Raw genomic sequence first — 20061 nt, 5'->3', positions numbered from 1 at the left:
ACGGACAAGCTTGTACATTTTAATCATTTTTTAAAAAAAGTTTTTGACAGTGATAATCAATATCAATTAATCTAAAAATAGTTGAAATTGATAATTATTATCAATAGGATGGATGCGACATGTTAATGAGAAAAAAATTTCACCTTCTACGGAGGGGATTAAAAGATAAAAATAAAGAAGTTGATCAGCATATGGAATGGCAACGAAATGTAATTCGTTCTGAATATGTAGATGAGAAGAAGAGCATTCAAACAGAAAAAGAGATACAAAGTAAGGGGAGAGGTTCAGTTGAGTAAGTTAGTAATGATTTTTGCAAGTATGAGTGGAAATACAGAGGAAATGGCTGATCATATTGCCGGCGTGATTCGTGAAACTGAAAATGAAATTGAAGTGATTGATATTATGGATTCACCAGAAGCTTCTATATTAGAACAGTATGATGGAATTATTTTAGGTGCATACACTTGGGGAGATGGTGACCTTCCGGATGATTTCTTAGATTTTTATGACGCAATGGATTCTATTGATTTAACTGGGAAAAAAGCGGCAGTATTCGGATCATGTGATTCGGCTTATCCAAAATATGGCGTGGCAGTTGACATTTTAATAGAAAAGCTAAAAGAACGCGGGGCAGAAGTTGTGTTAGAAGGATTAAAAGTAGAATTAACGCCAGAAGATGAAGATGTAGAAAAATGTTTACAGTTTGGAGCTGAATTTGTAAAACACCTTTCTTAATGGCAGAAGGGAGATGAAGAGCAAGTGCATGAGAAAATCGCAATTAAAACGATGACAGATTATCATTTGTATGATTTTATGCGTTGTCCACATAAATTTTATTTTCGTCATATCAAAAGAAGAGAACCTTCTTCGTTTGAATGGCAACAAATCGCACAAATGATTGTGAATCGAATTATTAACGAATATTACACATTACCGGCAGGCCAACAAACGAAAATTGTACTTTTAATATTAATAGAAAAGTATTGGAAAAAAGTAAGGGTTAATATGTTTGCTTCGAAGATGGAGTATTACATTGTGTTAGCGAAGCTAACGGATCACTTATTACAGTTTGTTGAAAGAGATGATAGTCAGACACCACCGTTATTTTTATATGAAAAATTTCAAACATATATGGAAGAGTTAGGTGTCCACATGTCATTGACATTAGAAGTTGGTGAGTGGAGTACTGAGTCGTTTGTAATTAAGAAGTATGTTGTCGATGCGGATGAGGAAATGCTTGCTCTTTGTCAAAAGCTAATGACAGTATTTGGTTATAAAGCTTTCGGCATTCTTCCAGGGAAAATTGAAGTTATTAATTTAATAGAAGGAACTAAGTATGACTACACTCCGAAACAGGAAGATATTATAACTGGAATGGCTCATTTATCTAGAATGAAAGAAATGTTACAGCAACCTGAGCATTATACAGAGCGTCATTTTCGTTCTGAGTGTATAAGTTGTGCATTTCGTAGTGAATGCCAAGGGGAAGAAGTAAAGAAAGAAGCGAAACAGAAGAAAAATATCGTACATTAAAGGATGCAAATTTGCATCCTTTTTTGTTGTTGACATGAAAAGATTTTCATCATGTATCGTATATTTGTAGCAGATTTTAATAAAGGGAGGAATAATCAATGAAAGATGAAACGAAAGTATTTCAATGGTTAAAAGAACAGAATGCCCCTTTTGGAATTCAACTGCAAATTTTACAGGCATTTCAACTGTATAAAGTCATTGTTGAAATGGATAAAAAGTTAATGTTATATGAGGAGAGAGAATATAGGGAGAGAATGTAATCTCATCCCTGTAGTATTGCTTTCAGTTGTTCTATACCAGCTGAAAATTCAAGTTCATTCTTTGTTTCAAAGTTATAAATTATATTATGTAGTAAAGGACTGTATTGATAAAAATTTGTGATACGGTGAGTGAGTAATGGATCGTGGTGTGAAGTAAGTGTACAGTATTGTTCATATACTGATGTAGTAAATTCATGTCCGAAATCATCATATAGCCCAGCAAAGTCAAAGGCAGGATCTCCAATTTGAGCATCACCAAAATCAATGATTCCTGAAATGGTTTTATTTTGTTTATCAAATAAAATGTGATGATGTGTAAAATCAGCGTGAATGATTGTATTTTGAAATTTGGATGTAGCTAGACAGGCAAAGAAATTCTCGAATAAACGGTTTAAGGTTGATTTCTGGAACGAAGTTAGACTGTTAGTAACATACTCATTTAATTTAGTTTGTAGCTCTTTCCAGTAGGTAAGTGTTTTTTCGGTAGGGAACCCTAACGCTGTAACACTTTTTAGAGGAATGCTATGTAGAGCCGCAAGGAAAGTAGCTAATTGTGTAATAATTATTTTTCGTTCTTTTTCATCTAAGTTCGCAACTATTTCTGTTTTTAATGGTTCACCATGAATGAGAGTATAGTAGCTACAAAGAGGAACCTCATCAGATTCATTTGTATAAATTAGGTGATATTGTGGAACTTCGATTTCTTGTAGTGATTGAGTGAGAATTGTGCACAGTTCTTTTTCTAACGGAATTCGCATTGCATATTCCTGTTTTCGCGGGAAACGAAACAGTAGCTCATCATTTACTATAATCGCTACATTATCCCATCCTTCTTCATTTTGTTTATAGGAATGTATAGAAAGATTAGGCAAAGCTTCTTTTATATATTGTTTGTAAGAGTCCATAATTGTTCCTCGTTTCTAAGTTATTCCACTTTATGATATCAGAATTTTCTTTCTATATGTTAAAATATAATTATCATTATGAAGAGGGGCGGGAGTGTTATAAAGAAAAGACTATTAATCACTTCTCTCTGTATCGTTTTTGGATTGTTTTGGTCATATAAAGAAGAGGTTTTTGCGGGCTATAAACCGATTGATCAGTACGGATTAAATAAGGAATTAAAAAACAAAGGTATAGAAACTTTAACTCATAATGAAATGAAAAAGGTAGGAGAACATTTTGTGACCGAGCAACTATCAGTTTTTGAGTTTACTAATAAAGAAGATGTGAAACGAAAAGGTGAAGAACTATTTTTAAATAGAGGGTATGAACAATTAATGAAAAATTATTATCCAAATCGTTTTCAGGATTTAGAGTATAAATTTATAAACGAGGAGATACGTGAAGTGACGGATGGAAGTTTTCTCTATCAAACTGTAGCGTACGTGGCGGGTACTGAAAATGGTAAGAGAAGCGAAATGAAATTGAATTATGAAATGAAAATTGTAAAGGTTAATCATGCATTAAAGGTGTTAGAACAAAAACAGTACGTACAATAAAGAGAAATATGAACCAGTACCATAAATAGCGGAATGAAAAATCCCCCAGTTCTTTGAGGGATTTTAAAGATTTTCATTTTGTTGACCAAGTTCTTTTTGAGCAATATATAAATTTCCTTGCTCGACTTGTTTCTGAGTAAGAACAGAATCACCTGCATACCCTTTTTGTGTTTTTACAGTTCTTTTTGAACGATTGGAATTTTGTTTCTTCATATAATAAATCACCTTCCATCAAAAATAAACGAAAATGATAAGCACAAGCAATACAGCGGCAAAAATGGTAATCCCCATTAAAAACGAAGTGTTTTTATATTTAGGTTGTTTATGTACATCTTGCCGATATCCAGGTGAAATTTCAGGGGCGAATTCTTCGTCGAATGATTGCTTTTTTTCTTTTTCGTCCATATGTATCCACCTTTCTTTTTCATTATGTTATACGTTACAAGAAAAAATATGCATAAAGAAAACAACCGCTATATTATGAGCGGCTGTTTTGCGTTGTATATTTTCTCTGAACTTGAAAGAGACGGATAAGGAGGAAGGTTGCTCCAAATGCTAGACCGATAATAAGACCGATCCAATATCCTTTTGCTGCCCAATCAGTATAGGTTGCTAATATGTAACCGAGAGGGAGACCAATTACCCAATAGGCGATTAATGTCATAATTAAGGCGACATTTACATCTTTATAACCACGTAGTGCCCCTTGTACAGGAGTTGCAATTGCATCTGAGATTTGAAATAAAATCGCAAATATAAGAAATTCTTTTGCTAAATGATGAACTTGTATATCTGTCGTATAAATAGAAGCAATTTCATCATCAAAGAAGTAAAGAAGAATGGAATATAATAGGGCGAATGCAAGTGCTAAGCCAATCCCGATAAATCCATATTGTTTTGCATTATTATATCGTTTCGCTCCAACTTCAAATCCAACAGAGATGGTCATGGCCATTGCTAAACTTAAAGGAGTCATATATAGCAAGGAAGCGAAGTTCATAGCGGCTTGATGAGCTGCGATTGTTGTCGTACTAAAATTACTCATCATAAGTGTTACTGCAGCGAAAATACTCGTTTCAAAAAAGATAGCAAATCCGATAGGGACGCCAAGTTTTAAGAACTCTTTCCAACTAGAAAGAGAAGGGCGATATAACTGTTTAAAAATATGGAAAGATGCAAAAGGCTCTCTCGTACGAATAATCATAACGGTAATAATTAAAATGCACCAATAGGTTGCTGTAGAAGCAATTGCTGCTCCGACACCACCGAGTTTTGGAAAACCGAAATGCCCAAAAATTAATACATAATTTAATATTACGTTAATAGGTAATGATAGTAACGTAATAATCATCGTTGTGCGAGTTTTTCCTAATGCATCAATAAATCCACGTAAAACAGTGTAAGTAAATAAAGGAATAATTCCCATTGCAATAATACTTAAAAATTGTGCTGCAATACGTTCTACCGGTTCTTCTAATCGCATGCCATTTAAAATGGGTGTAACAGCGAAAAATCCAATAAGCATAACGACGAAGCTAGCGCAAATTGCTAAATAGACTGCTTGTATGATGACTTGGGGAACATCTTCTTTTTTCTTGGATCCAACGAGTTGCGCAACAATTGGAGTTGTAGCCATCAAAATACCTGTTAATCCCGTACTAACTGGAATCCATATACTCGTTCCGATAGCAACCCCTGCTAAATCAATAGGGCTTGCATGTCCTGACATTGTTGTATCAAAAAAGCTCATTGCAAATAATGACATTTGCGTAACAAAAATCGGGAAAAATAGTAATACAAATTGCTTTAATTTTTGTGAGAATGTACTAGTTTCTTTCATAAAATCCCCTTTCTACGTAAAAAAGAAAACTCTTACTATCATACAATTTAATCAAAAAATAGAAAAGGAATAAGCTTATTAAAACTACGGTTTGACTATAAAAAAGGATGCACTTTGAAAGGGGATAAGGTATTATGGTAAGGTATGAAAAAATTACATATTATTAGTTATTAAGGAGGCACTACTCGTGGCTGATTGGTTAATTGGAATAATCATGGGTGCTGTTGAAGGTTTAACAGAGTTTTTACCAGTTTCATCAACAGGGCATATGATTTTAACAGGTCATTTACTTGGATTTGACGATGAGAGAGCGAAAGTTTTCGAAGTTGTTATTCAATTGGGATCGATTTTAGCAGTTGTAGTTATATTTTGGAAGCGTCTATGGTCTTTAGTAGGTATAGGGAAAGTAACAGACGGACCATCGTTAAATTTATTACATATTATTATCGGAATGATTCCTGCCGGCGTACTTGGTGTATTGTTCCATAGTGCGATTAAAGAAGTTTTATTTGGGCCAGGCCCAGTTGTCATTAGCTTAGTGGCTGGTGGTATTTTAATGATTGTTGCTGAGAAGTTTTCAAAACCAAGTACAGCAAGAACATTAGATGAAATCACATATAAGCAAGCATTTACAATCGGAATGTTCCAATGTTTAGCACTTTGGCCAGGATTTTCTCGTTCTGGTTCTACAATAAGTGGTGGTTTATTAGCTCGCGTGTCACATACAGCGGCAGCTGAATATACATTCATTTTAGCAGTACCAATGATGGTAGCTGCAAGTGGCTTAGATTTAATTAAAAGCTGGGATATATTAAGTGCGGCTGATATACCGCTATTTGCAACAGGATTTATTACGGCGTTCGTTGTTGCAATGCTTGCAATTGTTTCATTCTTAAAATTATTATCTCGTGTAAAACTAACACCGTTTGCTTACTACCGTTTCATTTTAGCTGCGGTATTCTATTTCTTCATTATGTAATAAAAAAACTGCCGAGTTCGGCAGTTTTTTTTTATTTTACTACTTTTTCCATCATGCTTTCCATTACATGTTCCCAAAGAGAAGTGTCATCAGCTAATGTGGCACGGAAATTAGCGTACATTTCTTTTTGTTTCTCTTCGAATGTTGGATCTTCTTTTTCAGGCAATGTAGCGCGCATTGAAGTTACTAACTCTTGTACTTTTGGAGCACGTGGTCCCCAAACGGCTTGTTCGTTTCCATCTTTATCAATGAAAATAAAGATTGGAATCGCACGTGCTGTTCCGTTTGTTAAATATTGATCCATTAATTCTAAGTTTTCATCGCGAATTAATGGATCAATATTTGCAACTTCAGAAATTCGTTTCATAACAGGTACGCATAAAAGAGCATCGCCACACCAATCAGCTGTTAATACGATAACACGCCAGCCATCATTTTGACGTTCTTCTAATACAGGAAGTAATTCATTTGGAATTAAAAAATTATTGTAAATGTGCAGTAGCTCGTATTGATTTACTTTCATTTCATTCACATATGTATCAAAGGACATACCTTTATCAGCCCATTTTTGTAAGTTCATAAGTAACACCTCTTTAGTATGATTTGTTTTCATTGTACCAATTTTTATATAGAAAAGCTTGTATTCTTACTCTTTCTTGTCACTTAATAATTTACTTAATAGGAAAAAGAATAGTACGACACATAATTCAGCTATGTTGGATAGTTGCACGCTCTCTATCCAATCGTCAGCGGTATGAATGACGAACCAATCTAGCGTAATTTCAATGATTGCGAAAAGAGTAATAGAAAGCCAATTTGGCATGTTTTGTGTCATTGGATATAGCAGTGCCTTGAAGAAAACGAAGATGAAAAATATAATACCATCTAAGAAAGTAATTAATAAAAAAATAGAAGTAAGGCAGTGCGCGATCGATACTCTACACCAGTAATATGAAAGATTCCTACATATATAAAAATATAAATGCAAAAATTACAATGAGGAACAGAATAAAAAAACCAATGATCAAAGTTTTATCTTTTAGATTGAAATTCGAAAATTTGTCTTCTTCACCCACTATCCCAACTCCTTTTTTTGGAAATTTAACTTCATTTTATCATGAAATATCTATTAAAAAACTACGAATTATGGGAAAATAAGGTGACAAAAAGTAAGATTTCATGTAAAATTATTAATAAGGTTTTTATTTAATCAAATGAAATAAAAGGGGCTGTCAAAGTTGTCTCAAAATCGAGAGCAATTAATGGAAGAACTATCGACAAATGTTTTTGCTATGTTCCGCACGTTGCGTAATGATATTGGAAAAATATTTGGTGGTTACATACCGTGGAATGAGTTCATCGTCCTTAGAATATTGAATCGTACGAATAAAGAAATGGTATCACGTGTGGCGAATGAGTTAAATGTGTCGAATAGTCATATTACAGCTGTTACAGAAAAATTAATTAATAAAGGTTTTGTAACTCGTTCACGTTCTACGTCAGATCGCCGAGTTGTATATTTGGAGATTACTGAACAAGGAAAAGATTTAGTTGCAAAAATGGAAGGTGCAAAAAAACAATATTTGCAAGAAAGATTTTCTACGCTCTCAGAAGAAGAAATGAATATAATGATATCTATTTCGAAAAAACTTATTTAAGTCATTATAAGCAAGAAAACGCTTACACTTCAAAAAAAGAAGACTTTCCTTATATGAGGAAGGTCTTTTTTCGTATGTAAAAGATTATAAAAAAGAAAATATGTAACATACTACTAATAAAGGAAGGGGGCAGAAATATGACAAATCAAAATGGTAGTAAAGGGAGCGGAAATCAAGGCTCACCGAAATCAGGGCAATTTCAACAAGAGTTTAGTGCAGAATTTGAAACTGGTAACGATAATAAAGGAAAAGAATATCGTTCGAAAAAGGGAAGTAAATCAAAAAAGGAGTGAATCATTTCACTCCTTTTTTGATTTAAGATGCGGCAGATTGATCTGTATTATATTTTTCTTCTGATTTTGCGACAATCATTGCGCAAATTGCATCACCAGAAATATTTACAGCTGTTCTTGACATATCTAGAATGCGGTCAATACCGATAATTAAGGCAATACCTTCTACCGGTAGATTTACTTGATTTAAAACCATCGTCAGCATTACAAGCCCAACACCTGGTACACCAGCAGTGCCGATACTAGCTAGTACAGCAGTTAATACGACTACAGCTAGTTGGGAAATAGTAAGTTCAACGCCGTATACTTGAGCGATAAATACAGTTGCTACACCTTGCATAATGGCAGTACCATCCATATTAATTGTTGCACCTAGTGGTTGTACAAAAGAGCTAATTGCTTTTGGAACACCAAGCTTCTCTTGTGCGGTTTTCATTGCAAATGGAAGAGATGCATTAGAGCTAGATGTACTAAATCCAATCGCCATTACTGGTCCGAAATGTTTAAAGAAACGGACAATGCTTTCTTTTGCCAATACTTTTAATAAGCCACCATATACGAAGACACCGTGAATAATAAGTACTAGCATAACGACAATCATATACTTGAACATCGCAGCGACGCCTGCAAGACCCATTTTACCGACGGATGAAGCAAGCAACCCAAATGTTCCGATTGGAGCTAATTTCATAACGAGATTAACGAGATACATCATTAATTCGTTGCCCTGTTCAAGTAATGAATGAATACCTTGGACACGTTTTCCTAAAATAGCTATACCAAGTCCAATTAATACGGCAAAGGCAATAATTTGTAACATGTTTCCATCAGCCATCGCTTTTGCTGGATTATCTGGTACGATATTTAGCAATGTATCGACGAAAGATGTTTCGGTTTTTGCACCTTCATATTTAAGCCCTTCGGTTTTAAAATTACCACCAGATCCTGGTTGTATAATCAGTGCAAATGTAACTGCAATAGAGATGGCAACGGCTGTAGTTACAAGAAAGAATGAAATTGATTTTAAACCAATTCTTCCAAGTTGCTTCGGATCTCCAAGACCAGCAGCCAAGTACGATAGAAATGAATACAACAGGGACAACTAGCATTTTAATGAGGCGAATAAACAATTGACCAAGTGGATTGAACACATATTGATTTAATGGTTCAAAAATGGATGGTGCAGCTAAATTTAAAGTGAGTCCGACAACTAAACCGAGAAATAATGCAATTAAGATTGCTTTTGTTTGTTTCAATAAAATCCCCCCTTATTTTTTGTAAAATAGCTTTCTACATTAATTGTACCGAAAAACTACCTATTTTGACAATATTTTCTGAATATTTCGTACAAAAAGTATCTATTTAAATATAGATTGCTTTTACTAAAGTAAGCAGAAAAAGCTAAATAAACTATTTAGAAAACAAAATAGACCATCACATAGGATGGTCTAGGGAAGGGGACAATTTATGTCAATTTAATTAGGGATGGAAGTTGTTCAAGACACTGGGGAATGTCTTATAAATTAGGGAGGAACAACTTCGATACATATACTATAAAAGATAGATGTGACCGGGGTGTGAACATAGAGTGAAAGAGAGAGGGAGTTTTAAATAGAAGATAGAAAGACAAAAAATAAGACCATCACATATGATGGCCAAAGGAAGGGGACAATTTATGTCAATTTAATTAGGGATGGAAAGCTGTTCAAAGACACTGGGGAATGTCTTATAAATTAGGGAGGAACAGCTCCGATACATATACTATAAAAGATAGATGTGACCCCTATGTGAACATAGAGTGAAAGGTATGAGGATTTAAGAAATGATACATATAAAATGATTGTTGCGAGAGTTGTAGAGTAAGGATAAATATAATAGAAAGAGTCTTGTCATAAAATGAAGTGAAGTTCGAGTATAAATAAAAGTTGAAAACTATGAAAAAAAGGATTATGCTCAACTATATTATAAGAATATAAGGTTTATCCTGCTATTTAAGGTTTTTTATAAGCCTTTAGTTATGAGGGGCAAAAAGGGAGTTAGTGAATATGGAAGTAACAAAAAGACAAAGACTGTATAATCGTTTTATACGATTAAATCCACCACAAATATTAGCATTAGGTTTTTTCTGCTTAATTGTGGTTGGCGGTTTGTTATTAAAGTTACCATTCGCAACGAAAGTACATATTAGTTGGGTAGATGCTTTCTTTACCGCAACGTCAGCAGCGACTGTAACGGGATTGGGAGTAGTAGATACTGCAAGTACGTTTACAATGTTCGGCGAAATTGTAATTATGTTTTTAATTCAAACAGGCGGTCTAGGTCTTATGACAATTGCCATTTTAATTGTTTGGGTATTAGGTAAAAAAATCGGATTACGTCATCGCTTATTAATTGGAGAGGCATTTAATCAGACAAATATAGGTGGTCTTGTAAAATTAGTAAAACGTGTCTTTATATTTTCAATTTGTATTGAGTTTATTGGAGTCATCTTTTTATCATTTCGTTTTATTCCAGAGTTTGGCTTTGGAAAAGGTGTATACTATAGTATTTTTCACGTAATCGCATCTTATAATAATGCTGGATTTGCTCTATGGCCGGATAATTTAACAAGGTATGTAGGCGATCCGATTATTAATATTGGGATTTGCTCTTTAATCGTAATAGGCGGTCTCGGATTTACCGTACTAATTGATATATGGTATAGCCGGAGTTTTCGAAAACTATCGCTTCATTCCAAAATCATGATTATTGGAACGGTAGCGCTAAATGTGTTAGCGATGATTGTGATTTTTGTATTGGAATATAATAATGTGAAGACGTTAGGGAATTTACCGTTAAATGAAAAGTTATGGGCTTCTTTTTTCCAAGGGATTACTCCTCGTACGGCTGGATTTAATACAGTTGACTACGGGGGAATGGAAGAATCATCTATATTATTTACGATGGTTTTAATGTTTATTGGTGCAGGAAGTGTATCAACAGGTGGAGGGATTAAATTAACAACGTTTGTTATTTTAGTTACATCTGTTCTTTCTTTCTTTAGAAAGAAAGAGGAAATCGTATTATTTCAGCGCACAATTAAAATGTCGACAGTAACGAGAGCATTAGCAATTGCCGTTGCTAGTCAAATCCTTATTTTTGCAGCAGTATTTATGTTAATGCTTACAGAAGACTTCAGTTTTATTCAGTTACTATTTGAAACAATTTCAGCGTTTGGAACAGTAGGATTAACGATGGGAATTACTGCAAAGTTATCAGCGTTTGGAAAATGTATGATTATGTTTGTTATGTTTTGTGGATTAATCGGACCGTTAACACTTGTATTTTCTTTAGCGCGACCAGCAAAACAAAAAATTAAATATCCGTCAGAAGATGTATTTACAGGATAAGGTATCCCGCATAAGCGAGATACCTTTTTCTTTTTAAAAGAGGGAGAACAATAAGCCGATAAGCGCTACTCGGAATAAAATTGCAATGAGTGCTGCAATTCCACCGACAATCGCAGCGATACCACCAGTTACAGTAGCTCCGCGGTTATAAGCGTAAATACCTAGTAGTACAGAAACAAGACCGAATAATGTTGGGAAGGTGAAAAGTGATAAGATAGATAAGGCAAGAGCGATAAAGCCAGCCGTTGATCCAGCAGCGGACGATCTTACATCATCTTTATGTTCCTTCTCATCGTAATCATAATCAATGCGCTGTGGTGCAACCTCAGCTGCATATTCTTCTTTATAGTCACTATAATCACTATCTATTCTATCTCTTTTTTTATACTCATCAAATTTCTCAGTCAAAGTCATGACTCCTTTCATAACAAGGTTCAATAGTAGTATGTATCTCTTTTTCCTTTTTATCCGAGTATGTACAGGGAGTAATATCCATTTAAAAGGTGAAGATTGTTTTTTTGAAATAGGAAAAGTTAGTATGACTTCCTCTATTTTGGAAAGTATAAAAAAGAATAATGAGGAAAGGGTGCAATACATAATGGAACATCCAATTGAAAATTTAATGAAAACAGCAATGACAAATTTAAAAGAGATGGTAGATGTAAATACGATTGTTGGAAGTCCAGTTTCAACAGCTGACGGAAATGTAGTATTAACAGTATCTCAAGTGGCCTTTGGTTTTGGAGCTGGAGGAAGTGACTTTAAAGGTGAATTTATTTCTGAAAAACATAATAATGGACAAGGGCAGCATAAAGAGAATAAGCAAAGTCATCCATTTGGAGGCGGAAGCGGGGCTGGGGTTTCTATTAGCCCAGTTGCTTTTTTAGTAGTTGGTTCTAACGGTGTGCAAGTATTGCATCTCAATAGTAGTACACATTTAATTGAAAAAGCTTTAAATACCGTACCAAGCACTGTAGATAAATTTGTAAATGGTCGCTAAAGGTGAACTTGCATTTTTTAGGAATTATGATATATTAGAAAAAGTGCGCTTTAGGATGATCGGAATAATTGAACTGTAAATATATATGATGTGTGGAATAAGGGAGAGGAATTTATGATTAATATCAAAAACTTAGTAGTTGGCTTATGTATGTTAGTAAGCGGTTTTGTTGTATATGTAATAAAAGAAAAAGCTCCATTCTAAAACAGACAAACCGTTATTGTCTGTTTTAAATTTGTGAAAAATGTTGACAAGTTGCTATATTGATGTTAAAATTTTAATTCGTGTCTCGGTTACAGCTAGTGTAAAGTAAATAAATCTTATAAATATAATACGAAAAGTTTGCGAAAGATCGGGTAGTTTTACCAACAACTTTTGTGAACAAACCCTATAAATTATAATTATAGGCTTTATAGGTATACTAGTGAATCAAGGAGCGGTCAGTGGAACCGTAATGATGAGAGAGAGGTAGGGCTTTCATCCAGTATATGTTACTTTCCCGTTAGGTGAATATAAAAAAGAGGACTCCTTTTCAAAAGGGGTCCTCTTTCTTTTTTGTATTGAATTTAAATGCGGCTCTCAACTTGCTGGCAAATTTCATCTGTTGTTAAACCGTGGGCGTTAATTACCGATCCTTTTATTGATGTATCTGCAATACCCATCATATTAGAATCTTGCCCAGTTACAACGCAACAGTCGCATCCTTGTGCGTCATGTTCCGAGTTAATTGTAATGACTTCATGCCCCTGTTGCTGAAGAGCTTGTTGGACATCTGTTAACGAATTTTCAACACCAATTTTAGCCATAATTCTCACCTCCTACCATCTAGTTGTTAGTATGCTCAAGTTCATCGTATATATTTATATAAAGACGGTAGGAAGCATATATTTATCTGTTATTTACGGGTAGTCTGATTAAAGTACGACTTTATTTAGTCGTTATATACACCAGTAAGCATTTGACTTACGAATTGATCGTTTAAAGTATCTTGGGCGGAAGAAGTATTTGAATGAATGTCGATTGAAGCAATGAAATTGTTATATTCTTTATTATTTGGTTCTACCTCTACATAATTATCAAATTTACAAAAACCTTTCGTATCCATTAGATCAAATAGTTGAAGCATCTCTACTACCTCTTGTCTCGTTCCTTTAATTTGTACACACGCCATATTGATTTCCTCCTTCATTTTGACAAATTGTTTTTTAAAAATAGGATTATGATTCCGAAATGAAAAATATGAATGTTATTTTTAGACAGCGTTATTTTTGTTATTTTCCCCCTTTTTCAGCAAAAGTCGTTGTATATTCCCGAATTTATAAAAACGGACGTCCGTTTATTGAATACAATAGATTCGTATCAATTGACGAAAATCCTTCTTTTAAACAAATATTTTTTTAATGGAAATTGACGAAAAAAATTTTCTGCCTTTTTGTAAACGTTAACAATGTTGTTAAATCAATATAATTAAAGATGTACGTACGAATAAAAATTATAAATTTTCTAAAAATTCACTTGATTTATTTAGAAAGGAGAGTAAACTAGGAAACAATAAAAAATTCATAGAACATAGGAGGCGCTTTCCAGTGAACGAGCAATGGATTTTCTTAAATGGAGAATTTGTTCCAAAAGACGAGGCAAAAGTATCAGTATATGATCATGGTTATTTATATGGAGATGGAGTATTTGAAGGAATTAGAGTTTATAGCGGTAATGTTTTCCGTTTGAGAGAGCATCTTGTCCGGTTATATGAATCAGCAAAATCCATCATGTTAGAAATTCCATATTCTTTAGATGAAGTAACGAATATTGTTGTTGAGACGATTCGACAAAATAAATTATCTAATGGATACATTCGCCTAGTTGTATCGAGAGGAGCAGGAAATCTTGGGTTAGATCCTGATTCTTGTAAAAAACCGAATGTAGTAGTAATTGCAGAGCAACTATCTTTATTCCCACAAGAATATTATGAAAAAGGGATTCCAGTTGTAACAGTTGCAACGCGCCGAAACCGTCCAGATGTATTGTCGCCTCAAGTAAAATCTTTAAATTACTTAAACAATATTTTAGTTCGCATCGAAGCGAAATTGGCTGGAGTACAAGAAGCGCTTATGTTAAATGATCAAGGATACGTAGCTGAAGGCTCAGGGGATAACGTATTTATTGTAAAAGGAAATAAATTAATTACACCACCAAGTTCTGCTGGAGCGTTAGAAGGCATTACACGAAATGCTATTTTAGAAATTGGTGAAAAACTTGGATATGACGTTAGAGAAGAGTTATTTACAAGACATGACGTATATGTAGCTGATGAAGTATTTTTAACAGGAACAGCAGCGGAAGTAATTGCTGTTACGACAGTAGATGGTAGAACGATTGGTTTAGGGCAAACGGGTCCACATACGAATCGTTTATTAGAAGAATTCCGAAAGTTAGTTATAGAAGATGGAGAGAAAATTTACGAAGAAAATAAAGTTGGATAACAACTTTTTATAACATAAGAAAGCGTTGATAGGGAGGAGTAGTTGATTGTGAAGCCTCACAGAGAGTCGGTGGTTGCTGGAAACCGATGGTTCACGTCGACGAACATCGCCCTTGAGTGCTAAGCTGAAGCATTTGTCTAGGCTTAGACGGTAGCTCCGTTATTAGCTAGACTCATTTTATGGGTTACTGAGGCAAGAGTATTCTTGCAAAGAAGGGTGGTACCGCGAAATCTTTCGTCCCTTCAGCACATAGCTGGAGTGTGGACGTAGGATTTTTTTTATTGATAAAAGTTTTTAAAAGGGGGCTTATAAGAACAATGTCTTCAAAAACGGAAGAGAAACTGGCAACTGGTGCACAGCTATTGTTAGAAGCGCTAGAAAAGGAAGGAGTAGAAGTGATTTTCGGTTATCCTGGTGGTGCTGTTTTACCTCTTTATGATGCACTCTATGACTGTGAAATTCCGCATATTTTAACAAGGCATGAACAAGGTGCTATTCACGCTGCTGAAGGGTATGCCAGAATTACTGGCAATCCAGGGGTTGTCATTGCAACGAGTGGACCAGGTGCTACAAATGTGATTACTGGTCTAGCAGATGCGATGATTGATTCATTGCCACTTGTTGTATTTACAGGGCAAGTAGCAACAACGTTAATTGGAAGTGATGCTTTCCAAGAAGCGGATATTATGGGGCTTACGATGCCAGTGACAAAACATAACTATCAAGTGCGAAAGGCTTCCGATTTACCTCGAATTATTAAAGAGGCATTTCATATTGCTAGAACAGGAAGACCAGGCCCAGTCGTTATTGATCTTCCGAAAGATATGGTAGTAGAGCAAGGCGAACGATGTAGTGATGTGCAAATGGATTTACCAGGATACAACCCTAATTATGAACCGAATCTACTGCAAATAAACAAATTATTACAAGCAATTCAGGTTGCAAACAAGCCATTAATTTTAGCTGGAGCAGGTGTATTGCATGCGAAAGCTTCGAAAGAATTAACAAGTTTTGCTCGTAAATATGAAATTCCTGTTGTGCATACATTACTTGGTCTCGGTGGGTTTCCACCAGATGATGAACTATTTCTAGGGATGGGAGGAATGCATGGTTCTTACACAGCTAATATAGCGTTATATGAATGCGACTTACTCATTAATATAGGCGCTAGATTCGATGATCGTCTTACTGGAAATTTAGCTTATTTTGCGAAAGAGGCGACTGTCGCGCATATCGATATTGATCCAGAAGAAATCGGAAAAAATGTACCGACTGAAATTCCTATTGTTGCAAGTGCTAAGCAAGCGCTCCAAGTATTACTTCAACCAGAAGGAAGGAAAGAAAATCATCATGAGTGGATCTCTTTATTAAAGAATAGAAAAGAAAATTATCCATTCTCTTATAAACGGAATTCTGAAAGTATTAAGCCTCAATATGCAATTGATATGTTATATGAAATTACGAAGGGAGAAGCGATTGTAACAACAGATGTTGGGCAACATCAAATGTGGGCAGCCCAATATTATCCGCTGAAAACTCCAGATAAATGGGTAACTTCAGGAGGACTAGGAACGATGGGCTTCGGATTTCCAGCAGCAATTGGTGCCCAAATTGCAAAGCCTGATGAATTAGTTATTGCAATTGTTGGTGACGCTGGATTTCAAATGACTCTGCAAGAATTAAGTGTGTTAAAAGAACACTCTTTACCTGTTAAAGTATTTATTTTAAATAATGAAGCTTTAGGAATGGTAAGACAATGGCAAGATGAATTTTATAACAAAAGATATTCGCACTCTTTACTATCGTGTCAACCAGATTTCGTTGCTCTTGCGAATGCGTATGGCATAAAAGGGGTTCGCATAGATGATCCACTTCTTGCGAAGAAACAATTGCAGCATGCAATTCAATTACAAGAGCCAGTTGTAATTGATTGCCGTGTACTTCAATCAGAAAAGGTAATGCCGATGGTTACGCCAGGGAAAGGTGTTCACCAAATGGAGGGAGTGGAAAAAAGGTGAAGAGAATTGTTACAGCAACAGTTCGAAATCAAAGTGGTGTGTTAAACCGAATTACAGGTGTTATGACACGAAGACATTTTAATATTGAAAGTATTTCAGTAGGTCATACGGAATCATCGGACATATCGCGGATGACGATTGTTGTACACGTTGAAAATGAACAGCAAGTAGAGCAGTTAATTAAACAACTTCATAAGCAAATTGATGTTTTGAAAGTATCAGATATTACAGAAGAAGCGATGATTGCAAGAGAACTCGCACTTATTAAAGTAGCAACATCAGTAGCAAGAGCAGAATTATACAGTTTAATTGAACCGTTTCGAGCCGCTGTAATAGATGTTGGGAAGGATTCCATAGTTGTGCAAGTAACAGGTACGCAGGAAAAAGTAGAAGCATTAATTGAATTACTTCGTCCATACGGTTTGAAAGAAATTGCAAGAACAGGTGTAACAGCCTTTACGCGTAGTATGAAAAAGCAAGATAAGCAAGTAATGTTAATTCAATAATCATTTAAATATAGGGGGAAATGAAAATGGCAAAAGTTTATTATGAAAAAGATGTAACGGTAAATGTATTAAAGGAAAAAAAAGTAGCAATCATTGGATATGGCTCGCAAGGTCATGCACATGCGCAAAATTTACGTGATAACGGATTTGATGTAGTAGTAGGTTTAAGAAAAGGGAAGTCTTGGGATAAAGCGAAAGAAGATGGATTTTCTGTATATACAGTAGCAGAAGCAGCAAAGCAGGCTGATGTAGTAATGATTTTGCTACCGGATGAACTGCAACCAGAAGTATATGAAGCGGAAATTGCGCCAAATTTACAGGCAGGAAATTCTCTCGTTTTTGCACACGGATTTAACGTTCACTTTGATCAAGTGAAACCACCAGCGAATGTAGATGTATTTTTAGTAGCACCAAAAGGGCCAGGACATCTTGTGCGCCGTACGTTTGTTGAAGGCGGAGCTGTTCCTGCATTATTTGCAGTATATCAAGATGCAACAGGAGTTGCGACTGAAAAGGCACTTTCTTATGCCGATGGAATTGGAGCGACGAGAGCTGGTGTATTAGAAACGACATTTAAAGAAGAAACAGAAACAGACTTATTTGGTGAGCAAGCTGTACTTTGCGGCGGAGTAACTGCGCTAGTAAAAGCTGGATTTGAAACGTTAGTTGATGCGGGATATCAGCCGGAACTTGCATATTTTGAATGTTTACATGAACTGAAACTTATTGTTGACCTTATGTATGAAGGTGGACTTGAAAATATGAGATATTCAGTTTCAGATACAGCGCAGTGGGGCGACTTCGTATCAGGGCCACGCGTTGTAACGGAAGATACGAAGAAAGCGATGGGTACAGTGCTAGCAGAAATTCAAGATGGTACATTTGCAAGAGGTTGGATTGCAGAGCATAAAGCAGGAAGACCGAATTTCCATGCGACAAATGAGAAAGAGAATGAACACGAAATCGAAGTAGTTGGACGTAAATTACGTGAAATGATGCCTTTCGTACAGCCGCGAGTAAAGGTAGGGATGAAATAATATGAAGCAGATTTTGTTCATGGATACGACGCTACGTGATGGCGAACAATCACCAGGAGTGAATTTAAATGAACAAGAGAAATTGCAAATTGCAAGGCAATTAGAAAGACTAGGGATTCATGTTATGGAAGCTGGCTTTGCAGCAGCTTCCGAAGGGGATTTTCAATCGGTAAAACGTATCGCGAATACAATTCAAAATGCTACAGTTATGAGTTTAGCTAGAGCGAAAGAAAGCGATATTCGAAGAGCATATGAAGCTGTGAAAGGTGCGGTATCTCCTCGTTTACACGTATTTTTAGCTACGAGTGATATTCATATGAAATATAAACTTTGTATGTCAAAAGAGGATGTGTTAGATAGTATTCATCGTTCTGTTACACTTGGAAAATCATTATTTCCAACAGTACAATTTTCTGCAGAAGATGCGACAAGAACAGCAAGAGATTTTTTAGCTGAGGCAGTAGAAGTTGCGATTCGTGCAGGAGCCAATGTAATTAACATTCCAGATACAGTTGGATATACGAATCCAGAAGAATATTATTCTCTTTTTAAGTACTTACAAGAATCCGTTCCTTCATATGAAAAAGCAATTTTCTCTTGTCATTGTCACGATGACCTTGGAATGGCTGTAGCAAATTCGTTAGCTGCAGTTGAAGGGGGAGCATTGCAAGTAGAAGGAACAATTAATGGAATTGGAGAGAGAGCAGGGAATGCGGCGTTAGAAGAGGTTGCAGTTGCTCTTCATATTAGAAAAGATTTCTATCAAGCAGAGCCTTCTATGACGCTAAAAGAAATTAAAGCGACAAGTACATTAGTAAGCAGATTAACAGGTATGGTTGTACCGAAAAATAAAGCGATTGTTGGAGCAAATGCATTCGCTCATGAATCAGGCATTCATCAAGATGGTGTATTAAAAGAAGTGACAACATATGAAATTATTGAACCAGCGCTAGTAGGCGAATCTCAAAATCTATTTGTACTTGGAAAACATTCTGGGCGTCACGCGTTTACAGAAAAAATGAAAGAACTTGGCTATGAATTTACAACGGAAGAACGAGATGCAGTGTTTGAAGCGTTTAAAAAATTAGCTGATCGTAAGAAGGAAATTACGGAGGAAGATTTACGAGCACTTATGCTTGGTGAAGCAGCATTTGCGGCTCAGCAATTTAATATTACGCAACTGCAAGTACATTTCGTATCAAATAGTACACAATGTGCGACAGTTGTACTAAAAGATGAGGAAGGAAATGTATTCGAAGATGCAGCTACTGGCTCTGGTAGTATTGAAGCAATTTATAATGCAATCCAAAGAATTTTAGGATTAGAATGTGAATTGGCGGATTATCGCATACAATCTATTACACAAGGTCAAGATGCACTGGCTCATGTTCATGTTGAATTAAAAGAAGGAACACATCAAGTATCAGGTTTTGGTGTTGCGCAAGACGTATTGGAAGCGTCGGCGAGAGCATATGTCCACGCAGTGGGGAAATTGAAATCTTTTATCCAGCTGGTGAAATAAGTGTTTGATAGGTGAGAGGGGCTATTCTCACCTATTGAATT

At 35.4% G+C, this 20061-nt stretch carries 24 protein-coding genes, 2 pseudogenes and 1 other annotated feature; of the genes and pseudogenes, 16 read left to right on the top strand and 10 right to left on the bottom strand.

Features of this window, described 5'->3' with window-relative positions:
- Positions 1-119 precede the first annotated feature (119 nt).
- The 4 genes from PDQ33_RS01165 (at position 120) to PDQ33_RS01150 (ending at position 1793) form a co-directional block, all read left to right on the top strand.
- Positions 120-296, top strand: coding sequence for a hypothetical protein (locus PDQ33_RS01165; protein WP_000929012.1), 177 nt, complete (start codon positions 120-122; stop codon positions 294-296).
- Positions 289-735 (top strand): flavodoxin, encoded by a 447-nt coding sequence (locus PDQ33_RS01160; RefSeq protein ID WP_000041150.1) that lies wholly within the window; start codon positions 289-291, stop codon positions 733-735. Before PDQ33_RS01165 ends, PDQ33_RS01160 begins: the two co-directional genes overlap by 8 nt.
- A 24-nt stretch (positions 736-759) precedes the next feature.
- Positions 760-1533 (top strand): hypothetical protein, encoded by a 774-nt coding sequence (locus PDQ33_RS01155; protein WP_270393149.1) that lies wholly within the window; start codon positions 760-762, stop codon positions 1531-1533.
- A 98-nt stretch (positions 1534-1631) separates the two neighbouring features.
- Positions 1632-1793: a hypothetical protein gene (locus PDQ33_RS01150; RefSeq protein ID WP_000651089.1), complete on the top strand. Its 162-nt coding sequence runs from the start codon at positions 1632-1634 to the stop codon at positions 1791-1793.
- 2 nt (positions 1794-1795) lie between these two features.
- Here the strand turns inward: PDQ33_RS01150 and PDQ33_RS01145 are convergent, their stop codons facing one another.
- Positions 1796-2698, bottom strand: a complete 903-nt coding sequence (locus tag PDQ33_RS01145) for an aminoglycoside phosphotransferase family protein (protein WP_270393147.1) — start codon at positions 2696-2698, stop codon at positions 1796-1798.
- A gap of 78 nt (positions 2699-2776) precedes the next feature.
- Between PDQ33_RS01145 and PDQ33_RS01140 the strand changes: the two genes are divergently transcribed.
- Complete coding sequence (locus tag PDQ33_RS01140) at positions 2777-3295, top strand: hypothetical protein (RefSeq protein WP_061131214.1); 519 nt, start codon at positions 2777-2779, stop codon at positions 3293-3295.
- 63 nt (positions 3296-3358) lie between these two features.
- Here the strand turns inward: PDQ33_RS01140 and PDQ33_RS01135 are convergent, their stop codons facing one another.
- The 3 genes from PDQ33_RS01135 to PDQ33_RS01125 form a co-directional block, all read right to left on the bottom strand.
- Entirely contained in the window at positions 3359-3508 is a 150-nt protein-coding gene (locus PDQ33_RS01135; protein ID WP_071741624.1) for a hypothetical protein, read from the bottom strand.
- An 18-nt stretch (positions 3509-3526) separates the two neighbouring features.
- Positions 3527-3700 (bottom strand): hypothetical protein, encoded by a 174-nt coding sequence (locus tag PDQ33_RS01130; RefSeq protein ID WP_000343560.1) that lies wholly within the window; start codon positions 3698-3700, stop codon positions 3527-3529.
- A 73-nt stretch (positions 3701-3773) separates the two neighbouring features.
- Positions 3774-5135 carry an MATE family efflux transporter gene (locus tag PDQ33_RS01125; protein ID WP_061131215.1) on the bottom strand — a complete coding sequence of 454 codons (1362 nt, stop codon included), beginning with the start codon at positions 5133-5135 and terminating at the stop codon, positions 3774-3776.
- A gap of 187 nt (positions 5136-5322) precedes the next feature.
- Here PDQ33_RS01125 and uppP point away from each other — a divergent pair, with 187 nt between their 5' ends.
- Positions 5323-6114 carry a bacitracin resistance undecaprenyl-diphosphatase gene (gene uppP, locus PDQ33_RS01120; protein WP_000796248.1) on the top strand — a complete coding sequence of 264 codons (792 nt, stop codon included), beginning with the start codon at positions 5323-5325 and terminating at the stop codon, positions 6112-6114.
- A 31-nt stretch (positions 6115-6145) separates the two neighbouring features.
- Here the strand turns inward: uppP and PDQ33_RS01115 are convergent, their stop codons facing one another.
- The gene (locus tag PDQ33_RS01115) at positions 6146-6727 is read right to left on the bottom strand and encodes a thioredoxin family protein (RefSeq protein WP_270754553.1); all 582 of its coding nucleotides are present in this window, start codon (positions 6725-6727) and stop codon (positions 6146-6148) included.
- Between the two features lie 33 nt (positions 6728-6760).
- Positions 6761-7190 (bottom strand): annotated as a pseudogene (locus PDQ33_RS01110) (YrvL family regulatory protein).
- Positions 7191-7352: 162 nt separating this feature from the next.
- Here PDQ33_RS01110 and PDQ33_RS01105 point away from each other — a divergent pair.
- Complete coding sequence (locus PDQ33_RS01105; protein ID WP_000081439.1) at positions 7353-7772, top strand: MarR family winged helix-turn-helix transcriptional regulator; 420 nt, start codon at positions 7353-7355, stop codon at positions 7770-7772.
- A 137-nt stretch (positions 7773-7909) separates the two neighbouring features.
- Complete coding sequence (locus PDQ33_RS01100) at positions 7910-8065, top strand: imidazoleglycerol-phosphate dehydratase (protein ID WP_076874235.1); 156 nt, start codon at positions 7910-7912, stop codon at positions 8063-8065.
- A gap of 22 nt (positions 8066-8087) precedes the next feature.
- On the opposite strand, the pseudogene PDQ33_RS01095 reads toward PDQ33_RS01100, so the two are convergent.
- Positions 8088-9321, bottom strand: a pseudogene (locus tag PDQ33_RS01095) (dicarboxylate/amino acid:cation symporter).
- A 789-nt stretch (positions 9322-10110) separates the two neighbouring features.
- On the opposite strand from PDQ33_RS01095, the gene PDQ33_RS01090 reads away from it, so the two are divergent.
- Positions 10111-11454 carry a TrkH family potassium uptake protein gene (locus PDQ33_RS01090; RefSeq protein WP_270754554.1) on the top strand — a complete coding sequence of 448 codons (1344 nt, stop codon included), beginning with the start codon at positions 10111-10113 and terminating at the stop codon, positions 11452-11454.
- A gap of 33 nt (positions 11455-11487) precedes the next feature.
- On the opposite strand, the gene PDQ33_RS01085 is transcribed toward PDQ33_RS01090, so the two are convergent.
- Positions 11488-11880 carry an imidazole glycerol phosphate synthase gene (locus tag PDQ33_RS01085; RefSeq protein ID WP_001997037.1) on the bottom strand — a complete coding sequence of 131 codons (393 nt, stop codon included), beginning with the start codon at positions 11878-11880 and terminating at the stop codon, positions 11488-11490.
- A 112-nt stretch (positions 11881-11992) separates the two neighbouring features.
- Between PDQ33_RS01085 and ytfJ the strand changes: the two genes are divergently transcribed.
- Together ytfJ and PDQ33_RS01075 are read left to right on the top strand one after the other, a co-directional pair.
- The gene (ytfJ, locus tag PDQ33_RS01080; protein ID WP_001997038.1) at positions 11993-12454 is read left to right on the top strand and encodes a GerW family sporulation protein; all 462 of its coding nucleotides are present in this window, start codon (positions 11993-11995) and stop codon (positions 12452-12454) included.
- Positions 12455-12568: 114 nt separating this feature from the next.
- Entirely contained in the window at positions 12569-12658 is a 90-nt protein-coding gene (locus PDQ33_RS01075; protein ID WP_000608225.1) for a hypothetical protein, read from the top strand.
- Between the two features lie 362 nt (positions 12659-13020).
- Here PDQ33_RS01075 and PDQ33_RS01070 read toward each other — a convergent pair whose 3' ends face one another.
- On the bottom strand, positions 13021-13260 hold the full coding sequence (locus tag PDQ33_RS01070; protein WP_001062580.1) for a YkuS family protein: 240 nt from the start codon (positions 13258-13260) through the stop codon (positions 13021-13023).
- Between the two features lie 125 nt (positions 13261-13385).
- Positions 13386-13625, bottom strand: a complete 240-nt coding sequence (locus tag PDQ33_RS01065) for a DUF3911 family protein (protein WP_000752508.1) — start codon at positions 13623-13625, stop codon at positions 13386-13388.
- A 415-nt stretch (positions 13626-14040) separates the two neighbouring features.
- Between PDQ33_RS01065 and ilvE the strand changes: the two genes are divergently transcribed.
- The 5 genes from ilvE (at position 14041) to leuA (ending at position 20020) form a co-directional block, all read left to right on the top strand.
- The gene (gene ilvE / locus PDQ33_RS01060; protein WP_001005497.1) at positions 14041-14937 is read left to right on the top strand and encodes a branched-chain-amino-acid transaminase; all 897 of its coding nucleotides are present in this window, start codon (positions 14041-14043) and stop codon (positions 14935-14937) included.
- 16 nt (positions 14938-14953) lie between these two features.
- Positions 14954-15182, top strand: a binding site (T-box leader).
- A 72-nt stretch (positions 15183-15254) separates the two neighbouring features.
- Positions 15255-16955: an acetolactate synthase large subunit gene (gene ilvB / locus PDQ33_RS01055; protein WP_270754557.1), complete on the top strand. Its 1701-nt coding sequence runs from the start codon at positions 15255-15257 to the stop codon at positions 16953-16955.
- Positions 16952-17461, top strand: a complete 510-nt coding sequence (ilvN, locus tag PDQ33_RS01050) for an acetolactate synthase small subunit (protein WP_000822948.1) — start codon at positions 16952-16954, stop codon at positions 17459-17461. Before ilvB ends, ilvN begins: the two co-directional genes overlap by 4 nt.
- Before the next feature lie 26 nt (positions 17462-17487).
- The gene (gene ilvC, locus PDQ33_RS01045) at positions 17488-18498 is read left to right on the top strand and encodes a ketol-acid reductoisomerase (protein WP_001151736.1); all 1011 of its coding nucleotides are present in this window, start codon (positions 17488-17490) and stop codon (positions 18496-18498) included.
- A 1-nt stretch (position 18499) separates the two neighbouring features.
- Positions 18500-20020, top strand: a complete 1521-nt coding sequence (gene leuA / locus PDQ33_RS01040; protein WP_270754559.1) for a 2-isopropylmalate synthase — start codon at positions 18500-18502, stop codon at positions 20018-20020.
- Positions 20021-20061: the final 41 nt, after the last annotated feature.

Source organism: Bacillus cereus group sp. Bc031 (assembly GCF_027716265.1).
GTDB classification, from domain to species: domain Bacteria; phylum Bacillota; class Bacilli; order Bacillales; family Bacillaceae_G; genus Bacillus_A; species Bacillus_A paranthracis.
Note: the sequence above shows the minus strand (reverse complement) of the source record. Positions and strands in the feature narration are given on the sequence as shown.

Bases quoted from the DNA above. Each gene is read 5' to 3' on its own strand.
- PDQ33_RS01075 (WP_000608225.1), top strand. From the start codon at position 12,569: ATGATTAATATCAAAAACTTAGTAGTTGGCTTATGTATGTTAGTAAGC.
- PDQ33_RS01165 (WP_000929012.1), top strand. From the start codon at position 120: ATGTTAATGAGAAAAAAATTTCACCTTCTACGGAGGGGATTAAAAGAT.
- PDQ33_RS01085 (WP_001997037.1), bottom strand. From the start codon at position 11,880: ATGAAAGGAGTCATGACTTTGACTGAGAAATTTGATGAGTATAAAAAA.
- PDQ33_RS01090 (WP_270754554.1), top strand. From the start codon at position 10,111: ATGGAAGTAACAAAAAGACAAAGACTGTATAATCGTTTTATACGATTA.
- PDQ33_RS01130 (WP_000343560.1), bottom strand. From the start codon at position 3,700: ATGGACGAAAAAGAAAAAAAGCAATCATTCGACGAAGAATTCGCCCCT.
- PDQ33_RS01140 (WP_061131214.1), top strand. From the start codon at position 2,777: ATGAAGAGGGGCGGGAGTGTTATAAAGAAAAGACTATTAATCACTTCT.
- ilvC (WP_001151736.1), top strand. From the start codon at position 17,488: ATGGCAAAAGTTTATTATGAAAAAGATGTAACGGTAAATGTATTAAAG.
- PDQ33_RS01135 (WP_071741624.1), bottom strand. From the start codon at position 3,508: ATGAAGAAACAAAATTCCAATCGTTCAAAAAGAACTGTAAAAACACAA.
- ytfJ (WP_001997038.1), top strand. From the start codon at position 11,993: ATGACTTCCTCTATTTTGGAAAGTATAAAAAAGAATAATGAGGAAAGG.
- PDQ33_RS01145 (WP_270393147.1), bottom strand. From the start codon at position 2,698: ATGGACTCTTACAAACAATATATAAAAGAAGCTTTGCCTAATCTTTCT.
- leuA (WP_270754559.1), top strand. From the start codon at position 18,500: ATGAAGCAGATTTTGTTCATGGATACGACGCTACGTGATGGCGAACAA.
- PDQ33_RS01115 (WP_270754553.1), bottom strand. From the start codon at position 6,727: ATGAAAACAAATCATACTAAAGAGGTGTTACTTATGAACTTACAAAAA.
- PDQ33_RS01065 (WP_000752508.1), bottom strand. From the start codon at position 13,625: ATGGCGTGTGTACAAATTAAAGGAACGAGACAAGAGGTAGTAGAGATG.
- PDQ33_RS01150 (WP_000651089.1), top strand. From the start codon at position 1,632: ATGAAAGATGAAACGAAAGTATTTCAATGGTTAAAAGAACAGAATGCC.
- PDQ33_RS01070 (WP_001062580.1), bottom strand. From the start codon at position 13,260: ATGGCTAAAATTGGTGTTGAAAATTCGTTAACAGATGTCCAACAAGCT.
- PDQ33_RS01125 (WP_061131215.1), bottom strand. From the start codon at position 5,135: ATGAAAGAAACTAGTACATTCTCACAAAAATTAAAGCAATTTGTATTA.
- ilvB (WP_270754557.1), top strand. From the start codon at position 15,255: ATGTCTTCAAAAACGGAAGAGAAACTGGCAACTGGTGCACAGCTATTG.
- PDQ33_RS01100 (WP_076874235.1), top strand. From the start codon at position 7,910: ATGACAAATCAAAATGGTAGTAAAGGGAGCGGAAATCAAGGCTCACCG.